Origin of the sequence: uncultured Roseovarius sp. (assembly GCF_913054395.1) — a bacterium.
Taxonomy (GTDB): domain Bacteria; phylum Pseudomonadota; class Alphaproteobacteria; order Rhodobacterales; family Rhodobacteraceae; genus Roseovarius.
This window is the reverse complement of the sequence record NZ_CAJXIP010000010.1, coordinates 1-17,591: the sequence shown is the minus strand read 5'-3', so window position 1 is coordinate 17,591 and position 17,591 is coordinate 1. Positions and strand designations below refer to the sequence as shown.

General features: G+C 61.3%; 18 protein-coding genes and 1 pseudogene. 7 read left to right on the top strand and 12 right to left on the bottom strand.

The window, feature by feature from the left end:
* Window positions 1-76: 76 nt before the first annotated feature.
* Genes zwf through pgi form a run of 3 tightly spaced genes read left to right on the top strand, consistent with a single transcriptional unit; the run spans window position 77 to window position 3,825 of the window.
* Complete coding sequence (zwf, locus tag QZ522_RS02525) at window positions 77-1,531, top strand: glucose-6-phosphate dehydrogenase (protein WP_294607101.1); 1,455 nt, start codon at window positions 77-79, stop codon at window positions 1,529-1,531.
* On the top strand, window positions 1,528-2,199 hold the full coding sequence (pgl, locus tag QZ522_RS02520; protein ID WP_294607099.1) for a 6-phosphogluconolactonase: 672 nt from the start codon (window positions 1,528-1,530) through the stop codon (window positions 2,197-2,199). The genes zwf and pgl overlap by 4 nt, the downstream gene beginning before the upstream one ends.
* Before the next feature lie 24 nt (window positions 2,200-2,223).
* Window positions 2,224-3,825, top strand: a complete 1,602-nt coding sequence (pgi, locus tag QZ522_RS02515; RefSeq protein WP_294607097.1) for a glucose-6-phosphate isomerase — start codon at window positions 2,224-2,226, stop codon at window positions 3,823-3,825.
* Between the two features lie 13 nt (window positions 3,826-3,838).
* On the opposite strand, the gene QZ522_RS02510 is transcribed toward pgi, so the two are convergent.
* Window positions 3,839-4,000 (bottom strand): hypothetical protein, encoded by a 162-nt coding sequence (locus QZ522_RS02510; RefSeq protein ID WP_294607095.1) that lies wholly within the window; start codon window positions 3,998-4,000, stop codon window positions 3,839-3,841.
* 252 nt (window positions 4,001-4,252) lie between these two features.
* Here QZ522_RS02510 and QZ522_RS02505 point away from each other — a divergent pair, with 252 nt between their 5' ends.
* Entirely contained in the window at window positions 4,253-4,528 is a 276-nt protein-coding gene (locus QZ522_RS02505) for a glycine zipper 2TM domain-containing protein (protein ID WP_294607093.1), read from the top strand.
* A 60-nt stretch (window positions 4,529-4,588) separates the two neighbouring features.
* Here QZ522_RS02505 and eno read toward each other — a convergent pair whose 3' ends face one another.
* From eno to QZ522_RS02480, 5 genes are all read right to left on the bottom strand, one after another.
* A complete protein-coding gene (gene eno / locus QZ522_RS02500) occupies window positions 4,589-5,866 on the bottom strand; it encodes a phosphopyruvate hydratase (RefSeq protein WP_294607091.1) in 1,278 nt (425 codons plus the stop codon).
* A 107-nt stretch (window positions 5,867-5,973) separates the two neighbouring features.
* Entirely contained in the window at window positions 5,974-6,873 is a 900-nt protein-coding gene (locus QZ522_RS02495; RefSeq protein WP_294607090.1) for a DMT family transporter, read from the bottom strand.
* Window positions 6,874-6,949: 76 nt separating this feature from the next.
* Window positions 6,950-7,846 (bottom strand): cation diffusion facilitator family transporter, encoded by an 897-nt coding sequence (locus tag QZ522_RS02490; RefSeq protein ID WP_294607088.1) that lies wholly within the window; start codon window positions 7,844-7,846, stop codon window positions 6,950-6,952.
* A 126-nt stretch (window positions 7,847-7,972) separates the two neighbouring features.
* On the bottom strand, window positions 7,973-8,311 hold the full coding sequence (locus QZ522_RS02485; protein ID WP_294607086.1) for an SMR family transporter: 339 nt from the start codon (window positions 8,309-8,311) through the stop codon (window positions 7,973-7,975).
* Between the two features lie 72 nt (window positions 8,312-8,383).
* The gene (locus QZ522_RS02480) at window positions 8,384-8,851 is read right to left on the bottom strand and encodes an Lrp/AsnC family transcriptional regulator (RefSeq protein ID WP_294607084.1); all 468 of its coding nucleotides are present in this window, start codon (window positions 8,849-8,851) and stop codon (window positions 8,384-8,386) included.
* Between the two features lie 120 nt (window positions 8,852-8,971).
* Here QZ522_RS02480 and QZ522_RS02475 point away from each other — a divergent pair, with 120 nt between their 5' ends.
* Window positions 8,972-9,178: a DUF6356 family protein gene (locus tag QZ522_RS02475; protein WP_294607082.1), complete on the top strand. Its 207-nt coding sequence runs from the start codon at window positions 8,972-8,974 to the stop codon at window positions 9,176-9,178.
* A 70-nt stretch (window positions 9,179-9,248) separates the two neighbouring features.
* On the opposite strand, the gene QZ522_RS02470 is transcribed toward QZ522_RS02475, so the two are convergent.
* Together QZ522_RS02470 and QZ522_RS02465 are read right to left on the bottom strand one after the other, a co-directional pair.
* Window positions 9,249-11,453, bottom strand: a complete 2,205-nt coding sequence (locus QZ522_RS02470; protein WP_294607080.1) for an NADP-dependent isocitrate dehydrogenase — start codon at window positions 11,451-11,453, stop codon at window positions 9,249-9,251.
* Between the two features lie 159 nt (window positions 11,454-11,612).
* A complete protein-coding gene (locus QZ522_RS02465; protein WP_294607078.1) occupies window positions 11,613-12,836 on the bottom strand; it encodes a multidrug effflux MFS transporter in 1,224 nt (407 codons plus the stop codon).
* A gap of 129 nt (window positions 12,837-12,965) precedes the next feature.
* Between QZ522_RS02465 and QZ522_RS02460 the strand changes: the two genes are divergently transcribed.
* Window positions 12,966-13,265 (top strand): hypothetical protein, encoded by a 300-nt coding sequence (locus QZ522_RS02460; RefSeq protein WP_294607076.1) that lies wholly within the window; start codon window positions 12,966-12,968, stop codon window positions 13,263-13,265.
* Between the two features lies 1 nt (window position 13,266).
* Here the strand turns inward: QZ522_RS02460 and QZ522_RS02455 are convergent, their stop codons facing one another.
* The 3 genes from QZ522_RS02455 to QZ522_RS02445 are packed head-to-tail and all read right to left on the bottom strand — an operon-like array spanning window position 13,267 to window position 15,805.
* Window positions 13,267-13,647: a potassium channel family protein gene (locus tag QZ522_RS02455; RefSeq protein ID WP_294607074.1), complete on the bottom strand. Its 381-nt coding sequence runs from the start codon at window positions 13,645-13,647 to the stop codon at window positions 13,267-13,269.
* Between the two features lie 6 nt (window positions 13,648-13,653).
* Complete coding sequence (locus QZ522_RS02450) at window positions 13,654-14,292, bottom strand: DsbA family oxidoreductase (protein WP_294607072.1); 639 nt, start codon at window positions 14,290-14,292, stop codon at window positions 13,654-13,656.
* Window positions 14,279-15,805: a class I adenylate-forming enzyme family protein gene (locus QZ522_RS02445; protein ID WP_294607069.1), complete on the bottom strand. Its 1,527-nt coding sequence runs from the start codon at window positions 15,803-15,805 to the stop codon at window positions 14,279-14,281. Before QZ522_RS02445 ends, QZ522_RS02450 begins: the two co-directional genes overlap by 14 nt.
* 66 nt (window positions 15,806-15,871) lie before the next feature.
* Here QZ522_RS02445 and QZ522_RS02440 point away from each other — a divergent pair, with 66 nt between their 5' ends.
* Window positions 15,872-16,495, top strand: a complete 624-nt coding sequence (locus QZ522_RS02440) for an XRE family transcriptional regulator (protein ID WP_294607066.1) — start codon at window positions 15,872-15,874, stop codon at window positions 16,493-16,495.
* 541 nt (window positions 16,496-17,036) lie between these two features.
* Here the strand turns inward: QZ522_RS02440 and QZ522_RS02435 are convergent.
* A pseudogene (locus QZ522_RS02435) lies at window positions 17,037-17,591 on the bottom strand (ABC transporter substrate-binding protein); the annotation flags it as partial.

Sequence of the window (17,591 nt, the reverse complement as noted above, 5' to 3'; positions counted from 1 at the left end):
CTCACGACGTGTTACAGTTGCCAAGGAAGGTGCGTCATCCGAACCTATCGGAGGCGGCAAAGCAGGAGTGGTCGTCATGGCGTCGCGGGTGATCCCGGTAGAACCCTTTGATCTGGTGATTTTCGGCGGCACGGGCGACCTTGCCCGCCGCAAGATCTGGCCCGCACTGTTCCGCCGCTTTGTCGCCGGTCAGATCGAGGGCGATGTGCGGCTGATCGGGGCGGCACGTGGCGATATGGACAGCACCGCGTTCAAGGGGTTCGTCAAGACGGCCATTTTGAAACATGGCGGCGAAGAAACCGGGCTTGAAGAGGACTTATCGGCATTTCTCGGTATGGTGCACTATGTCACGCTGGACGCGCGCGGCGATGGGGGCTGGGGCGAACTGGCGGGGCTGATGCGTTCGGATCGGATCCGGGCGTTCTATTTCTCGGTGGCGCCCTCGCTGTTTGGCGATCTGGCGATGCGGTTGCACCTGCATGGCATGGCGGATGAGACAAGCCGCATCGTGGTGGAAAAGCCGTTCGGCCGCGATCTGGAAACCGCGCGCGATCTGAACCGGGTGCTGGCGCTGCATTTCGACGAAAGCCAGATTTACCGGATCGACCATTATCTGGGCAAGGAAACCGTTCAGAACCTGATGGCAATCCGGTTTGGCAATGTCCTGTTCGAGCCCCTCTGGAACAGCCAATATGTCGATCACATCCAGATCACTGTGGCGGAATCCGTCGGCGTCGGCGGGCGCGGCGATTATTATGACAAATCCGGCGCCATGCGCGACATGGTGCAAAACCACATGATGCAGCTGTTGTGCCTGATCGCGATGGAACCCCCGGCAAAGTTCGATCCCGATGCGGTGCGTGACGAAAAGCTCAAGGTCATTCGCGCGCTTGATCCGGTCAGGGGCGCCGATGTGGTGCGCGGCCAATACGAGGCGCAGGGCGACAGGCCCGATTACCGAACCCAGGTCGAGGACCCCGAAAGCACGACCGAAAGCTTTGTCGCCCTCAAGGCGCTGATCAGCAATTGGCGGTGGGCCGGTACGCCGTTTTACCTGCGCACCGGCAAACGCCTGCGTGACCGTGCCAGCGAAATTGCGGTGGTGTTCAAGGACGCGCCGCATTCGATCTTTGGCGCAGATGCGGGACGGCACCGCAATATCCTGACGATCCGCCTGCAACCCAATGAGGGGATCGAGCTTGGGGTGACCATCAAAGAGCCGGGGCCGGGGGGCATGCGCCTTATAGATGTGCCGCTCGACATGACCTTTGCCGAGGCTTTGGGACCGGAAGATTCGGATTTTCCAGACGCTTACGAGCGCCTTATCATGGATGTGATCCGTGGCAACCAAACCCTGTTCATGCGCGGTGACGAAGTCGAGGCGGCCTGGGCCTGGACCGATCCGATCATCGCCGACTGGGCCGAAAGCGCAGCGGCGCCGATGCCCTATGTGTCGGGAAGTTCCGGCCCCGACGAGGCGCTTATGCTGATGCATCGCGACGGACGTCGCTGGAGGGAGATCAAGCCATGAGTTTTGTTGAATATGCGGATTCGGAAATGCTGGCGATTGCTCTGGCCAATGTGCTGGCCGGGGAATTGACGGCGGCACTTGACCATCAGGACCGTGTGCTTTTCGTGGTGCCGGGCGGGACGACTCCGGGACCGGTGTTTGATGATCTGTGCGATGCCGATCTTGATTGGGACAGGGTCGATGTGCTTCTCAGTGACGAACGCTGGCTGCCCGAGGCACATATCCGATCGAATACCCGGCTGATCCGCGAGCGCCTCTTGACGGGGCGCGCCGCGAGGGCGCGTTACCTGCCGCTTTATGCCAAGGCCGAAACGCCCGAGACTGTCTTGCCCGAGCTTGAGGCGAATATCGTTCCGCACCTGCCGATTGCAGTCTGCCTTTTGGGAATGGGGGCGGATATGCACACGGCCTCGCTTTTCCCCGGCGCCGACAGGTTCGAGGACGCACTGGCACCGCGCGCGCCGATCCTCGTGCCGATGCGCGCACCGAACGTGCCCGAGGTGCGGGTGACACTCTCGGCGCGCGTGCTAGACGAGGCGCTGTGCAAACATATCGTCATCACTGGCGAACAAAAGCGCGCCGCCATTGAGCGCGCCCGTTACATGCGACCTGTCGAGGCACCGATTGCGGCGGTTCTGTCAGGCGCAACAGTGCATTGGGCCCCGTAAGAGGGCCGGGTAAGAGGTATTTTGATGTGGCAGGACTTTAAGACTTTGGCCGACAGGGCCGAGCAGCCGGATATTGTCGACCTGTTTGAAGACACCGATCGCGCCGCGCGGTTCTCGCTGCGCTTTGACGGGATGTTGTTTGACTATTCCAAGACCCGCCTGACCGAAGAGACGCGCGCGGCGCTGGTTGACCTGATCGAGGCGCGCGATGTGCCCGGGCGGCGGGCAATGATGTTTCGCGGCGATCCAATCAATGAAACCGAAGACCGGCCCGTGCTGCACACCGCCCTGCGCAACCTGAGCGGCGGGCCGGTTCTGGTCGCGGGCGAGGATGTGATGCCCGGGATCAACACGACACGAGCCCGGATGCAGGCGTTTGCCGAAGACATCCGAGCCGGGCGGTTCAGGGGCGAAGGCGGCACGATCACCGATATCGTCAATATCGGCATCGGCGGATCGCATCTTGGCCCGGAAATGGCGGTCATGGCGCTGCGGCCCTATCATGACGGGCCGCGCTGCCATTTTGTAGCGAATGTGGACGGGGCCGATATTTCCGATTGCCTGCAAGGGCTTGATCCACAGCGGACGCTTGTGATCGTGGCCTCGAAAACCTTTACCACGATTGAAACCATGACCAATGCCGCAACCGCGCGGGCCTGGATGGGGCGGGCAGTCACGGATCCGGCCAGGCAGTTCGTCGCGGTGTCCTCGGCGCTGGATAAAACGGCCGAATTCGGGATAGCCCCCGAACGTGTCTTTGGCTTTGGCGATTATGTCGGTGGGCGCTATTCGGTCTGGGGACCGATCGGCCTTGCGCTGATGATCGCCATCGGGGCAGAGCGGTTCACCGAGTTTCTTGCTGGCGCCGAGGCGATGGACCGGCATTTTCAATCTGCCGCGCCGCTTGACAACATGCCGGTGATGCTGGCGCTTGTCGGCGTCTGGCATCATCAGGTGCGCGGCCACGGCACCCGCGCGGTCCTGCCTTATGATCAGCGTCTGGCGCGGCTTCCGGCCTATCTGCAACAGCTTGAAATGGAGAGCAACGGCAAGGGCGTCACCATGCAGGGCGCGGCACTTGACGGGCCCTCGGGGCCGGTGGTCTGGGGCGAACCCGGCACCAATGGCCAGCACGCCTTTTATCAGCTGATCCATCAGGGCACCGCCGTCATCCCCTGCGAATTCATGGTCGCGGCCAAGGGCCACGAACCGGACCTTGCGCATCATCACCGGCTTTTGCTGGCCAATTGCCTGGCGCAGTCGGTGGCGCTCATGCGCGGGCGAAGCCTGGAACAGGCGCGCGCGCTTCTGGCCGACACGGGCCTGAGCGCGGCCGAACTCGAACGCCAGGCCGCGCACCGGGTTTTTCCAGGCAACCGCCCGTCAACAACGCTTATCTATGATCAGCTCACCCCGCGTCGCTTGGGGCAGATCATTGCGCTTTACGAGCACCGGGTGTTTGTCGAAGGGGTGATCCTTGGCATAAATTCCTTCGATCAGTGGGGGGTCGAGCTTGGCAAGGTGCTGGCTGCAAGGATTGAACCGATACTGACCGGCGAACGCGACGGTGCCGACAAGGACGCTTCGACGCGCCAGTTGGTCGATTATATACGCAACCTGACCTAGCGCGCTTTCGGCCCTAGACGCCCGGCACGCAATCGGCCGCTACGGGCTCCAGATCCTGAACCGGGTCACCGGGGGCGCATTCCTCGCCAGAGAGAGGATAGTGTTTGTCATCGGCACAGGCCGAGAGAAACCCCGTTGTCATGAGCGCAAGCAACAGCATGGCCAGTCTGTTCATTGTGGATCTCCTGTTTTCCGGCAGGGCAAAAAGGCGGCCTGCAAGGCTTGAGCCTAGGGGCACGGCGCATGCCGGCATTGATCGGTGTCAAACTGACCGAAGATTTCGGGCCCGGTGACGCCGGGTAATTTCCTGCGGCGCATGATCTTTCGCAAAAGGCCGCCGGATCAGGGCGATATACTCTGGAAAGGTCAGCGATTGGCTGGATGGCGCGCGCCATGCGCCCGCCGTCGGAATGGAAAGGAGAGATGCATGAAGATTTGGATGATATTGGCCGCGAGTGCGTCGGTTTTGACCCTTGGCGCCTGCGAGGGGATGTCGCCGGAGTCGAGAACTGTCGCCGGGGTGGCAGGGGGCGCCGCGGCGGGGCTTATCACCGCCGAGGCATTTGGCGCCGACGACGACTGGCGCTTGATAGCCGCATTGGCCGGTGCCGCCGCCGGCACCCTGGTGGCGCAGAACACCGCGACCGGCAATTGCGCCTATGCGCGTGGCGATGGCACCTATTATCGCGCGCCTTGCCCGTAAATGAGAAAAGGGCGCCCCGATTGCGGGGGCGCCCTTTCAGGTCTGCTCCGTCACAGGGCCTTAGCCGCGCAGGATGGAGCGACCGGCATATTGTGCGGTTTCGGCCAGCATTTCCTCGATGCGGATCAGCTGGTTGTATTTCGCCAACCGGTCCGAGCGCGCAAGGCTGCCGGTTTTGATCTGGCCGCAATTGGTTGCCACGGCGAGATCGGCGATGGTGGCATCCTCGGTTTCGCCCGAGCGGTGCGACATCACGTTGGTCATGCGCGCGCGATGCGCCATGTCGACCGCTTGCAGCGTTTCGGTGAGGCTGCCGATTTGGTTGACCTTGACCAGCATTGAGTTGGCACAGCCCCGGTCGATCCCCATTGCAAGACGCTCCGGGTTGGTGACGAAAAGATCGTCGCCCACAAGCTGAACCTTGTCGCCGATGGCGTCGGTCAGGGATTTCCAGCCGTCCCAGTCATCCTCGGCCATGCCGTCCTCGATCGAGATGATCGGATAGTCGGCCACGAGAGCCGAGAGGTAGGCCACGTTTTCATCCGAGCTCAGCGATTTACCCTCGCCGGAGAGTTCGTATTTGCCGCCTTTGTAATATTCGGTGGCCGCGCAATCGAGGGCAAGATAGATGTCCTCGCCCGGTTTGTAGCCCGCTTTTTCGATGGACTTCAGAATGAAATCAAGCGCGTCGCGGCTGGAGCTAAGGTTGGGGGCAAAGCCGCCCTCATCGCCGATACCGGTCGAAAGGCCCGCCGCCGACAGCTCTTTCTTGAGGGTATGGAACACTTCTGCACCCATGCGCACGGCGTCGCGGATGTTGTCCGCGGCGACCGGCATGATCATGAATTCCTGAATATCAATCGGGTTGTCGGCATGCTCGCCGCCATTGATGATGTTCATCATCGGCACTGGCAAAATCCGCGCCGAGGTGCCGCCGACGTAGCGATAAAGCGGCTGGCCCGAGAAATCCGCCGCGGCCTTGGCGCAGGCAAGGCTGACGCCGAGAATGGCATTGGCGCCGAGGCGGCCCTTGTTGGGGGTGCCGTCAAGTTCGATCATCGCCATGTCCAGTGCGACCTGCTCGGTGGCGTCAAAGCCGGCCAGCTCTTCGGCGATCTCACCATTGACGGCGGCGCAGGCCTCGAGCACGCCCTTGCCCATGTAGCGGCCCTTGTCGCCATCGCGCCGCTCGACGGCCTCATGGGCACCGGTCGAGGCACCTGACGGCACCGCGGCACGCCCCATTGTGCCGTCTTCCAGCGTTACATCCACTTCGACCGTGGGGTTGCCCCGGCTATCAAGAATTTCGCGGGCGTGAATGTCGATGATGCTGCTCATTGGGGATTCCTTGCATGCATTAAAGTTGGCTGTGCCTTAGCAAGTTTCGCGACCAATGGAAACTGCGACAGGTAGTGCTAACATGGGCCCCGGCGCGGCCCCGGTGATCACGCGCGCGGCAGGGTGACGGCGCTTGGCGCGACAGAACGGCGGGCCTGACGGCGTTCGCGCAGAAAGGTGTAGAGACCAGAGGCGATGATGATCGCCGCACCGGTCAGGGTCCAGACATCGGGGCGCTCGCCAAACAATGTGGTGCCGATGATCAGCGCAAAGACGAGGCGTGAGTAGCGAAACGGCGTGATCACCGCCACATCGCCAAGCCGCATTGCCGCGACAATTGCGTAATAGGCGGCCACTCCGGTGATCATCGCAAAGCCGAAATCGCGCCAATCCATCGCCGTTGGCACGGCGGGGGTGCCCGAGATCGCCAAGAGGATAAATCCCGCAGGGACCAGTGTGGCAAAGGCATAGGTCGACAGTTGCATCGACGAAATGCTGCGCGGTACGGCGCGGGTGGCGAGGTCACGGATGGCAAGGCCAATCACCCCCTGCACCGCGAAAAGCGATGCCGGTTCAAAGCCTTGCAGGCCGGGGCGGATCACCATCAGAACCCCGCAGAAACCGACGAGAATCGCGCTCCAACGGCGCCAGCCGACGCTTTCGCCAAGGAAAAGCGCTGCGCCAAGGGTGACGGCCAGCGGCGTCGCCTGAAGGATTGCCGAGGCCGAGGACAGCGGCGTAAGCGCAATCGCGGTGACAAAGCCGATGGTGCCGATCAGCTCGCCGAAATTGCGCAGCAGGACAGGGCGAGAGACAAGATCGCGTGAAAAAAGCCGACTGCCCCGAGACCGGGCAATCAGGGCAAAGATGACCGCCCCGCCGATGCCGAGGAAAATCAGAATCTGCCCCACCGGAAGGTTCACCGCCAAGCGCTTGATGAACATGTCCTCAAGCGCGAAACCGGCCATCGCCAGAACCATCAGAATGCTGCCGCGCAGGTTTTCCATGCAAAGGTGTCTTTCGTTTCAGGAAAAGCCCCTGTTAGCCCGGCTTGGTTGTCGAAGGGAAGGGGCAAAACCCACGCTATGACAGAACGACAATGCCGTTATGCTTGGCCTTGTGCTCGGGTTCGACATGGATGGTGACGCGCGCATCGGGCAGGGCCTCCATCAGGGCGGCCTCGATCCGGTCGCAAAGCTTGTGCGCATCGTCCACGGTGGTGGCGCCGGGCATGACAAGGTGAAAGTCGATGAAGGTGACCTGACCGGCGTGGCGGGTGCGCAGGTCATGCGCTTCTACGGCGTCGCCGGTGCTGGCGGCGAGGGCGATGATCTCGCGAATCCTGCTCAGTTCCTCGTCCGAGACCGCCTCATCCATCAAGCCGCTCAGCGATTGCCTGATGACGCCCCAGCCCGACCACAGGATATTGAGTGCGACCAGTGCGGCCATCACCGGGTCAAGCACCCACCAACCGGTGGCAAACGCAAGCCCGACCCCGATCAGCACGCCGACCGAGGATACCACATCGGTGACGAGGTGCTTGCCATCGGCCACAAGTGCTGGTGAGCGATGCGCGCGTCCCGCGCGGATCAGCACGAAGGCCCAGGCCCCGTTGATCAGGCTGGCGCCCGCGTTTATCAGCATCCCGGCCAGCGGCGCATCGGGCACAGAAGGCGCTAGAAAGCCGCCGTAGGCCTCGCGCAGGATGAACAGCGCGGCGATCACGATCAGCACGCCCTCAAGCACGGCGGAAAAGAATTCGGCCTTGTGGTGACCATAGGGGTGATTGCTGTCGGCGGGGCGCTCGGCGACGCGCAGGGCGACGATCACGGCCACGGCCGCCGCGACGTTGACAAGGCTCTCAAGGGCATCCGACATTAGTGCCAGCGATCCGGTCAGCCACCAGGCAATTACCTTGAGGCCCATGACCAGCAGGCCGATGATCACGCTGCCAAAGGCCAGCTTCATCACTCGTGTCATCGCGGCAAATCCCCGCCTTGTTGGTTGCAGCTTGTGACGTCCCCTTGCACGCAGGGCGCCTTGAGGTCGCGGGCTGGATAGCGGCAAGCGGTGCGGTTTTCCACCTTTTTTGCCGGGTTTTCCGGTTTAATGCGCCCCGGCGCGGGAAAACAGCTGGATCACGACGATACCGGCAAGAATCATCGCTGTGCCAAGGATCGCGGGCAGGTCGAGCTTCTGGCCGAACACCAGATAGCCGATGGCGGCGATGAATACGATGCCAAGCCCGGACCAGATCGCATAGACCACGCCGACCGGCATCACCCTGAGTGCCTGTGCCAGAAAGTAAAAGCTGACGCCATAGGCCAGCAGGGCAAGCACCGAGGGCCAGAGGCGCGTGAACTGTTGGCTGGCCTGAAGCGCCGTGGTGCCGGCGGTCTCGGCCAGGATGGCGAAGGCGAGAACGAGATAGACATGGGGGATCATTATGCGCGACCTTTCGTCTTGAACCGGTCCAGCCCTAGCCAATTTTACGCGGCGGCGCAATTTGGCAAACGTCTAGGCGCGGGTGAGGGGGAGTTCGGTCGTATGCTTGATCTCTTCCATCACAAAACTGGCCGAAACATCGCCCATCGGCACCCGCGCGATCAGGGTCTGATAGAGGCGGTCGTAATCTGCCATGTCGGCGACCTGCGCGCGGATCAGGTAATCAAGATCGCCGGACATGCGGTAAACCCCCTGAACCTCGGGCAGGGCGCGGGTGGCGCGCGCGAATTGTGCCAGCCACCCGGCGTCATGGCGCGCAGCACGAATTTGCAGGAACACGGTCAGGCCAAGCCCAAGCTTTGCCGGATCAAGCAGGGCCACGCGCTTGGCGATCACGCCCGAGGCCTCAAGGGCCTTGACCCGGCGCCAGCAGGCATTGCGCGACAGGCCGACCCGCTCACCCAATGCGTCAAGCGCCAGGGCGGCGTCCCGCTGTAATTCCGTGAGGATGCGGCGGTCAATATCGTCAAGAGTGCTCATGATTTCTCTATAAGTTGGGATAATTTCCCAAGTATACCTCAGATCGCTGCATCTTTGGGAAAAATTTGCCATGCGCCGGGGCTAATTTCGGTTCAAGCAATCAACCAAGGGGCCAGCGCCATGATTTCCAAAGTCTTTCTCGACCATCCCGGCAGTGTGGATGAAACCTATCTTGAACACGCCCGCTTTGCCGGCGGATTCAGCCTGAAACTCTTTGCCGCCGGTTTCGCGGCGCTGATCCATGCGGTGATCCCGATCCTGTTCGAAAAGACCGCCAGCCGGATGATCGCCGATATGTACGCAAGGACCCACAATCGCGGTCAATGAAAAACGGGGGCCGAAACGGCCCCCGCTGTTTGCGAATTAGGGGGTGGGTGACCCCCACGCTTCTGTCGGCCTAGCCGATGATTCCGTTCAGGGTCGCACTCGGGCGCATGACGGCGACAAGCTTGGCCGGATCGGCATGGTAATAGCCGCCGATATCCGCCGCTTTGCCCTGGGCCTCGGCAAGCTCACTGGTGATCTTGGCTTCGTTCTCGGCCAGGGCCTTGGCGACGGGGGCGAATTCGTCGGCAAGGGCCGCGTCCTCGGATTGCGCGGCGAGCGCTTCGGCCCAGTAGCGCGCGAACCAGTAGTGGCTGTCGCGGTTGTCCGGCTCGCCGACCTTGCGGCTTGGCGAGCGGTCATTGTCAAGAATGCCCTGTGTGGCGGTCTCGACGGTCTCACCCAAAAGCCGCGCGCGCGCGTTGTCCTTGGTCTCGGCCAGGAACTTGAAGCTTTCGCCAAGCGCGCAGAATTCGCCCAGTGAATCCCACCGCAGGTGGTTTTCGCCCAGAAGCTGTTGCACGTGCTTGGGGGCCGATCCGCCGGCGCCGGTTTCAAACAGGCCGCCGCCGTTCATCAGCTTGACGATCGAGAGCATCTTGGCCGAGGTCGCCAGTTCCAGGATCGGGAACAGGTCGGTCAGGTAGTCGCGCAGCACGTTACCGGTGATGGCAATCGTGTTTTCGCCCTTGGTGATGGTCTCAAGGCTGGCACGGGTGGCGTCGCGCGGCGTCATGATCTCGAACTTGTCGGACACGCCTTTGGCTTCGAGGATCGGCTTGATCATGGCAATCAGCTCGGCATCGTGGGCGCGGGCCGCGTCAAGCCAGAAGATCGAGCGATAGCCGGTCGCTTTTTGACGGGCAATCGCAAGGTTCACCCAATCCTCGATCGGGGCCTTGCGGGCCGAGGCAGAGCGCCAGATATCGCCCGCTTCGACGCTGTGCTGATGCAACACGGTACCGTCAGCCAGCACCATTTTCACGGTGCCCGTCGCCGGGATTTCAAAAGTGGTCGGGTGGCTGCCGTATTCCTCGGCCTTTTGCGCCATCAGGCCGATGTTCTGAACCGTGCCGGCGGTTGCCGGGTTCAGCTTGCCATTGGCCTTGAAGAACTTGATAGCCTCGTCGTAGACCGGCGCATAGCTGTTGTCGGGGATGACGCAGACCGCATCATGTTCCTTGTTGTCCGGGCCCCAGCCCTTGCCGCCGGCACGGATAAGCGCGGGCATCGAGGCATCGACAATCACGTCCGAGGGGACATGCAGGTTGGTGATGCCACGGTCGCTGTCGACCATATACATCGGCGGGCGTGCGGCCATGGTCGCGTCGATGGCCGCCATGATGTCAGCGTTGCCCTTGACCCGCTCAAGCAGGTCGCCAAGCCCCGAATTCGGCGAGACGCCAAGCGCGTCCATCTCGTCGCCGTATTTTTCAAAGACCGGAGCAAGGAACTGTTTGACCGCATGGCCAAAGATGATCGGGTCCGAGACCTTCATCATCGTGGCCTTGAGGTGCATCGAAAACAGCACGCCCTCGGCCTTGGTTTTTTCGATCTCGTCGGCAAGGAAGGCGTCAAGCGCGGCCGCGCTCATAAAGGTGGCATCGACCACGGTGCCGGCGGGATAGCTCAGCCCGTCCTTGAGAGTGGTCTCGCCATCGGCGGTTTCCAGAACGATCTTGGCCTTGGCTTCCTTGCCAAGCGTTGCGGATTTCTCGTTCGCAAAAAAGTCGCCGCCATCCATCGCGGCCACGCGGGTCTTGCTGTTGGCTGTCCATTCGCCCATGCGGTGCGGGTTTTTCTGGGCAAAGCTTTTCACGGCGGCGGCGGCGCGGCGGTCGGAGTTGCCCTCGCGCAGCACCGGGTTCACGGCCGAGCCCTTGATCGCGTCATAGCGCGCGCGCACCTCTTTTTCTGCGTCGGTCGCGGGCTCTGCGGGATAGTCGGGGATGGCATAGCCCTGATCCTGAAGTTCCTTGACGGCAGCGAGAAGCTGGGGAACCGAGGCCGAAATGTTCGGCAGCTTGATCACGTTCGCCTCGGGCGTCTTGACCAGGTCGCCCAACTCGGCAAGGTCGTCCGAAACGCGCTGATCGGCGCTCAGCTTGTCGGGGAAGGTCGCCAGGATACGGCCGGCAAGCGAGATGTCCTTGGTCCCGACAGTGATGTCGGCGGCGGCGGCAAACCGCTGGATGATGGGCAGAAGCGAGGCGCTTGCAAGCTCGGGGGCTTCATCAACCTTGGTGTAAATGATGTCGGGAATAGTTTTATTGACCATCGGGCATACCTCTCGATCAGGTTTAAGAACTGTGCCGTGGCTCTGGCGCAAAGGTCAGACCAGGAACACGCGGCACGGAATCGTTTGCTTGGGCGGGTCTTAGCGCAAATCCGTGGCGCAGGAAAGACGGTATGCGACAGTATACAAAAATAAATTACGTCAAACGGCCAAAGCTGCGTGCTGTTTGAGCCGGAACATGAGGCCATAGCCCGCAAGTACGGCGATCAGAACGCCAATATGCGAGGGCAGGGGCGTGCCGTGAAACATCTGTCCGATGGGAATGGCGAGGCTGACGCTGCCGATGGTGGCCACGGCGCCAATCACACTTGCGGCGGTTCCCGCAATCGCGCCCATCGGCGCCATTGCCAGCGCATTGAGATTGCCAAGGGTAAGACCGGCCTGAAAGAAAACACTGGTCTGCCAGATCACGAAGACGGCGAATTGGGCCTGTGGCGGCAAGCCGATCATCCAACAGATGATCGCGAAGGCCGACAGGACGATCTGTGCGCCAAGGGCAAATCCGACCATCCGTTCCATCCCAAGCCGCATGATCAGCCGCGCATTCAACAGGCTTCCGCTGCCCGCGATCAGGGCCATCAGGAAGAACCAGCGCGGAAAGCTTTCGGCGCGCTCAAAGGTCTGCTCAAAGATCGGCTGGACCATGGTGAGCGAGGTGAACAGGGTGGTCATGCAAAGGGTCTGGACCAGAATGGCAAAGCGGGTCACCGGGTTGGCTACCACGTCTTTCATCGCCAGCCAGAGCAGGCGGGCGCGAAACGGGCGCCGCCGCTCTGGCGGCAGGGGCTCGCTCAGGCGCAGCGCCATCCACAGGGTCAGGATGCCGGCAAAGACAACAAAGGCCCCAAACACCCCGCGCCAGCCCGCAAGGTTGATGATGCCAGCGCCAAGCAGCGGCGCCATCGCCGGGGTCATGGCAAAGATCGTCATCACGAAGGACATCAGCCGCGCCATTTCCCGTCCCGAGAACAGGTCGCGGATGATCGCCAGCGAGACGATGCGAAAGGCCGCGGCGCCGATGCCCTGAAGCACCCGCGCGGCCAAAAGCGCGGACAGGCTTGGCGCGACCATTCCCAATAGCGCGCCCGCAACATAGATCACTGCGCCAATTATGATGATGCGCTTGCGACCAAAGGAATCCGACAGCGGCCCGGCAATCAGGGTGCCCGCGCCAAGCCCCAACAGAAAGCTGGTGATGATCAGCTGCGCGCGATTGGGGGCATCCGGTGTAAGCGCCCCGGCGATATGGGGCAGGCCGGGCAGCATGGCGTCGATGGAAAACGCCACCGTCGCCACCATCATCGCCATCATGGCAATGAATTCCAGCCCTGCGAGTGGCTTTTTCCTGGCGGGTGGAATGGGCATGAGCTGTCCTTTTGCGGCGCTTTGCATCGGCCTTAGCATGGTCATGCGAGAGGAGCCAGATCAGGCTTTACAAATAGTTGATAAAAATAGTACGAAAATAAAATAATACCTGACAGAAGGAATCGGATAATGAAACTCGCCCATTTCCACACCTTCAGCCTTGCCGGGCTGATCGTGGTGGCGGCCGTTGCCACACGGGCCGATCCGGCCCATGGCGATGGCGCACGCATGACCTATGAGCTGTTCGAGCACAGCATCGACCACGTCGATCTTGCGGGGTGTCCCGAAGAGTTTGACCCCGACACCAGCTTCTGTCGCCTGACACTGGCGGATGGCAACGCGCATGTCTTTGTTTTCGACAATGGCGCTGATCAGCCGATGCTGGCGGTCAGATCCTATGACCTCAGCAAAGGCCTGCCCGCGTTCTAGGTTAGGTCGGGGGCGTGTCGCGATTGGCCGAGGGGGGCTCTGCCTCGGGCGGGGCGCCATCGCCCCGCGCCTTGGGTTGGTGCCCCAGACGCGCAATAAGCCATTCGGTGTGCTCTTCGCGTTTTTTCACCGCGTAAGAGCCGAATTGCTGAATGATCACGGCAAAGATGCCGAGGCCGATCATGATGAAGATGGTCGTGCCGATCTTGCCGGTGGCGGTGACCGGCACAAGGTTGCCATAGCCAACCGTCGAGAGCGTCACCACGGTAAAGAAATAGCTGTCAAGCCAGCTCCAGCCTTCGACCGCGTGGAAAAACGCCGTGCCGCCCGCGATAATGAGCGTAAGCATCGCCAGAAGTGTGAGTGCTTTGGCACGCTGCATCGCAGGTCAGGCCCCGGCCTGGGCGCCAAGTTCGTCGATCACCTTAACCCAGAGATCGGCGGGCTGACAGCCGGGTACGGCGTGTTGGCCGGCGACGATAAAGGTTGGCACGCCGGTGATGCCCATTTCGCGGAACTGCTTGTCGCGGTTGGCGATATCCTCGCGGTCCGCGTCCGAACGTAACAGCCGCAGGATCATCGCGCCATCCATCGACAGGCTATCGGCAAGATCGGCCAGAACCTCGTGATCGCCGATATCGCGGCCCTCTTCGAAATAGGCCCGAAACAGCGCCATCGCCATGTCGTTCTGCATGTCCTCGACCCCGGCCCAATGAATGAGACGATGTGCGTCAAGCGTGTTGGGGGTGCGTTTGATTGCACTGAAATCGATCGAAAGGCCGGCCGCTTCGGCGCGCTCGACAATCGGGGCATAGGCGCGCAGCGCGCCAGCCTGACCACCGAATTTGTGTTCCAGGTATTCGCGCCGGTCCATGCCCCCGGCGGGCATCTCGGGGTTTAACTGAAAGGGATGCCAGGCGATCTCGAATCCATGGTCAGGGCGCTCTTCAAGAGCCTGATCAAGAAGGGTTTTCCCGATATAGCACCAGGGGCAGATCGGATCGGAAACGATATCAAGCTTGACCATTCAGAGCCTCGTAGATGGGCCGCAATGCGCGACGCAGGATTTTGCCGTTGGCCCCGGTCGGCAGGGCGGGCACGTGGAAGTAGCCACGCGGGCGCTTATAGGCGGCCAGCTGCGCGGCGGCAAACTGATCCAGCACGTCGGACGGCAGCGGTTCGGGGCCAGTATAGAAGGCCATGATCAGGCGTGCATCCTGTTTTACCTCGATATCGGTGACGGCGCATTGGGTGATGCCGGGATGCTGGTTCAGCGCCGCCTCGACCTCAAGCGGTGAGACGCGAAAGCCGCCAGCATTCATCATGTCATCGCAGCGCCCAAGATAGGTGATCTGGGCATCGGCGTCCATTGCCCCCTGATCGCCGGTGACAAACCAGTCGCCGCGGAATTTTTCCGCAGTCGCCTCGGGGGCATTGAGATAGCCAAGCATCAGGCCGGGGTCGTCGCGGTGAATGGCAATCGTGCCCTCATCGCCCAGGGGCACCGGCCCGTCCGGCCCAAGGATCGCCACGCGACGGCCCTGTTGCGGGCGCCCGAGGCTGTGGTCGGTGGCCGGATGCGCGGGGCTTCCCGAGATGAATGTCGAGCATTCCGACATGCCATAGGCCTCGTAGATCGCGGTGCCTGTGGCCTCGCGCCAATGCTGGCGGATCGTCTCGGAAAGTTTTTCCCCGGCTGATAATCCGTGCCGCAGATCGGGCAGGTCAAATACCTGGCCGGGCTTTAGCATCTTGCGGTAAACGCCCGGTGCGGCTGCAAAAATCGTCGCCTTGTGACGGGCAAGCAAAAGCGGGAGCTGATCCGGCGTGATCTCTGGCGCGGGGATAAGGGCGGTGGCGCCGATGGTCCAGGGATCCATCAGCCCGGTGCCAAGTGTATAGGTCCAGTTGAACGCGCCCGCATGGCAGAGCCGGTCGCTGTCGCGCAGTCCGTACCAGCCCTCGAACATCATCTGGCGCGCCCAGATCGCGCGATGCGCGTGGCAGACCGCGCGCGGCACACCGGAGGTGCCCGAGGTATATATGATATAGGCAAGGCGATCCGGATCGCCCATGTCATAGCGGGCGGCGGGCAAATCGCGCATCGCTTCTAGCGCGGGTTGTTCGATGATCGCGACGTCGGTTTCGGGGCAGGCCACGCCCGGCGCGCGCAGAATCGCGGCGGGGGTGATGGTCCTGATCATCGAGGCAACCTCGGGCGCTGTAAGCTGTGTCGAGGTTGGCACCGGCACAAGCCCGACAGCAATCGCGCCGAGATAGGCAATCGGAAATTCCACCGTATTGCCAAGCCGCATCAATACCCGGTCTCCGGGGCGCAATCCGGCCTGCAAAAGTCCTGTGCCGGTACCCAGCACGGCGGATTTCAGGCGCGCATAGCTCCACGTTTCCGCGCTGTGCAGGCCCAGAACCGCCAGCGCGGTCTTGTCTGCATTCGCCTCGGCCCGACCCAGAACATGGGCGGCAAGGTTGAACGGATCGGGGCGGGGGGCGCAGAGGCCCTGGTCAAAAAGCGATATCATGTGTTCGCCTTAGGACGGGGGCGGCTTAGTTGCAAGTGTATGGCGGGCTGCGTATAGGAAGGCGTTATGACCGATAAAGCATCTCATTCACTGATCAGCATCAGCCGCGAAGACGGCCAGAGCCCGGTGGCCGAGCCACTGGACCTTGGCGGACGTGTGCGCGAGTTGCGCAAGGCCCGCGGCTGGACGCTTGAACAGGCGGCGAAACAGGCCGGGCTGGCGCGCTCGACTCTCTCGAAGATCGAGAACGGGCAGATGTCGCCGACTTATGAGGCGCTCAAAAAGCTGGCCCTGGGGCTGGAAATTTCGGTGCCGCAGTTGTTCACCCAACCGCAGCGCGATCAGATCAACGGCCGCATGGCGGTGACGCGTTCCGGTGAAGGCGCGGCCAAGGCCACCGTGACCTATGAGCATGAATTGCTTGCCGAGGTTCTCAGCCACAAGCGCATGCTGCCCTATCGCGCCCAGATCCGGGCGCGCAGCATTGATGAATTTGATGGGTGGGTGCGCCATGACGGCGAGGAATTTCTCTATGTGTTGACCGGGGTGATCCGGCTTTACACGGAATTCTACGAACCGATAGAAATGCGCCGCGGCGACAGCGCCTATTATGACGCGACCATGGGTCATAACGTGATATCCATCAGTGCAGAGGACGCCACGATTCTCTGGGTGACATCGCTGAACTAGAGCGCATGTTCTTCAGCTTGGGCTTCTCTGATTACATTATTGAAGACGGAACTCAGCTCGCAGCGCACTTTCGCGCGTGAACCGCACCCAAACGCTGTTCAGTGATCGCCTGGGTCCGCGCTCAAATTCATCATGACACCTAGGCTGGGTCTGTTTCAAGCTCCGCATGTAGGCTTTCGGTAAAGAGAAAATCCTCAACCTCCTCATGGGCTTCTTGCAGGGTAAGTTGGTGACTGGTTGCAAGGTATCTCACAAAGGCTTCCCAGTCCTGCTCTAGACTGAGGACTGTTTCACGCTGTAAATGTGGAAACCGCTGCTTAGCCCGAGGGTACATGGCCTTCCAGCACAGCGGGGAAGGACGAACTGTCATCATTGATGCCCCTTTTGAAACAAATACCACTTTACTCTGGGCACTATAGCAAAAATGGCAAAAAAAGAAACGCGGGAGTTCTGTCGTCCTGATACAGGCGTTAAGAGGCCAACTCCGGTGGAGTTAGACCTGCCATTAGCCAATTCTATTCCTGCACAAGGGGGCGGCGGTTTAATCTTCCTGATACCACCAAACATCCGGCATAAACCCGGTGCGATCACCATAAATGGGTAGAGTATCGGGGAATTGCAATTCGCGGGCGTGAGCAATGCGTCCTTTGTCAAAGGACCAGATCGGGATGACATAACGTCCCGCAGTTAAGACACGATCCAGCGCGCGGGTTGCGGCGACGAAATCCTCTGAAGCTTCGACACTAAGCATCTTGTCAATCATTGCATCAACTGCAGGCTCGGTGACGCCCATCAGATTTCGGCTACCGGGTTGCTGGGCCCCTGCTGAGCCCCAATACAGCCTTTGCTCGTTGCCGGGGCTAAGAGAAAGCTCGCGACGCACCTTTGTGAGATCAAAGTCAAAACTGCTTTGTCGGCCCACGTATTGCGCATTATCGACAGGTTCCGGTGTGAGCGTGATCCCAAGCCGCTCCAGCGCACGGGCATAGATTTCAACCACGGTTTTCATTTCGGTATCGCCCTGACGCAACAATACGTTGAAGGCGATCTGTCTTCCTGTCGCATCGCGCAGGCTGCCATCTTCCACCGTGAGACC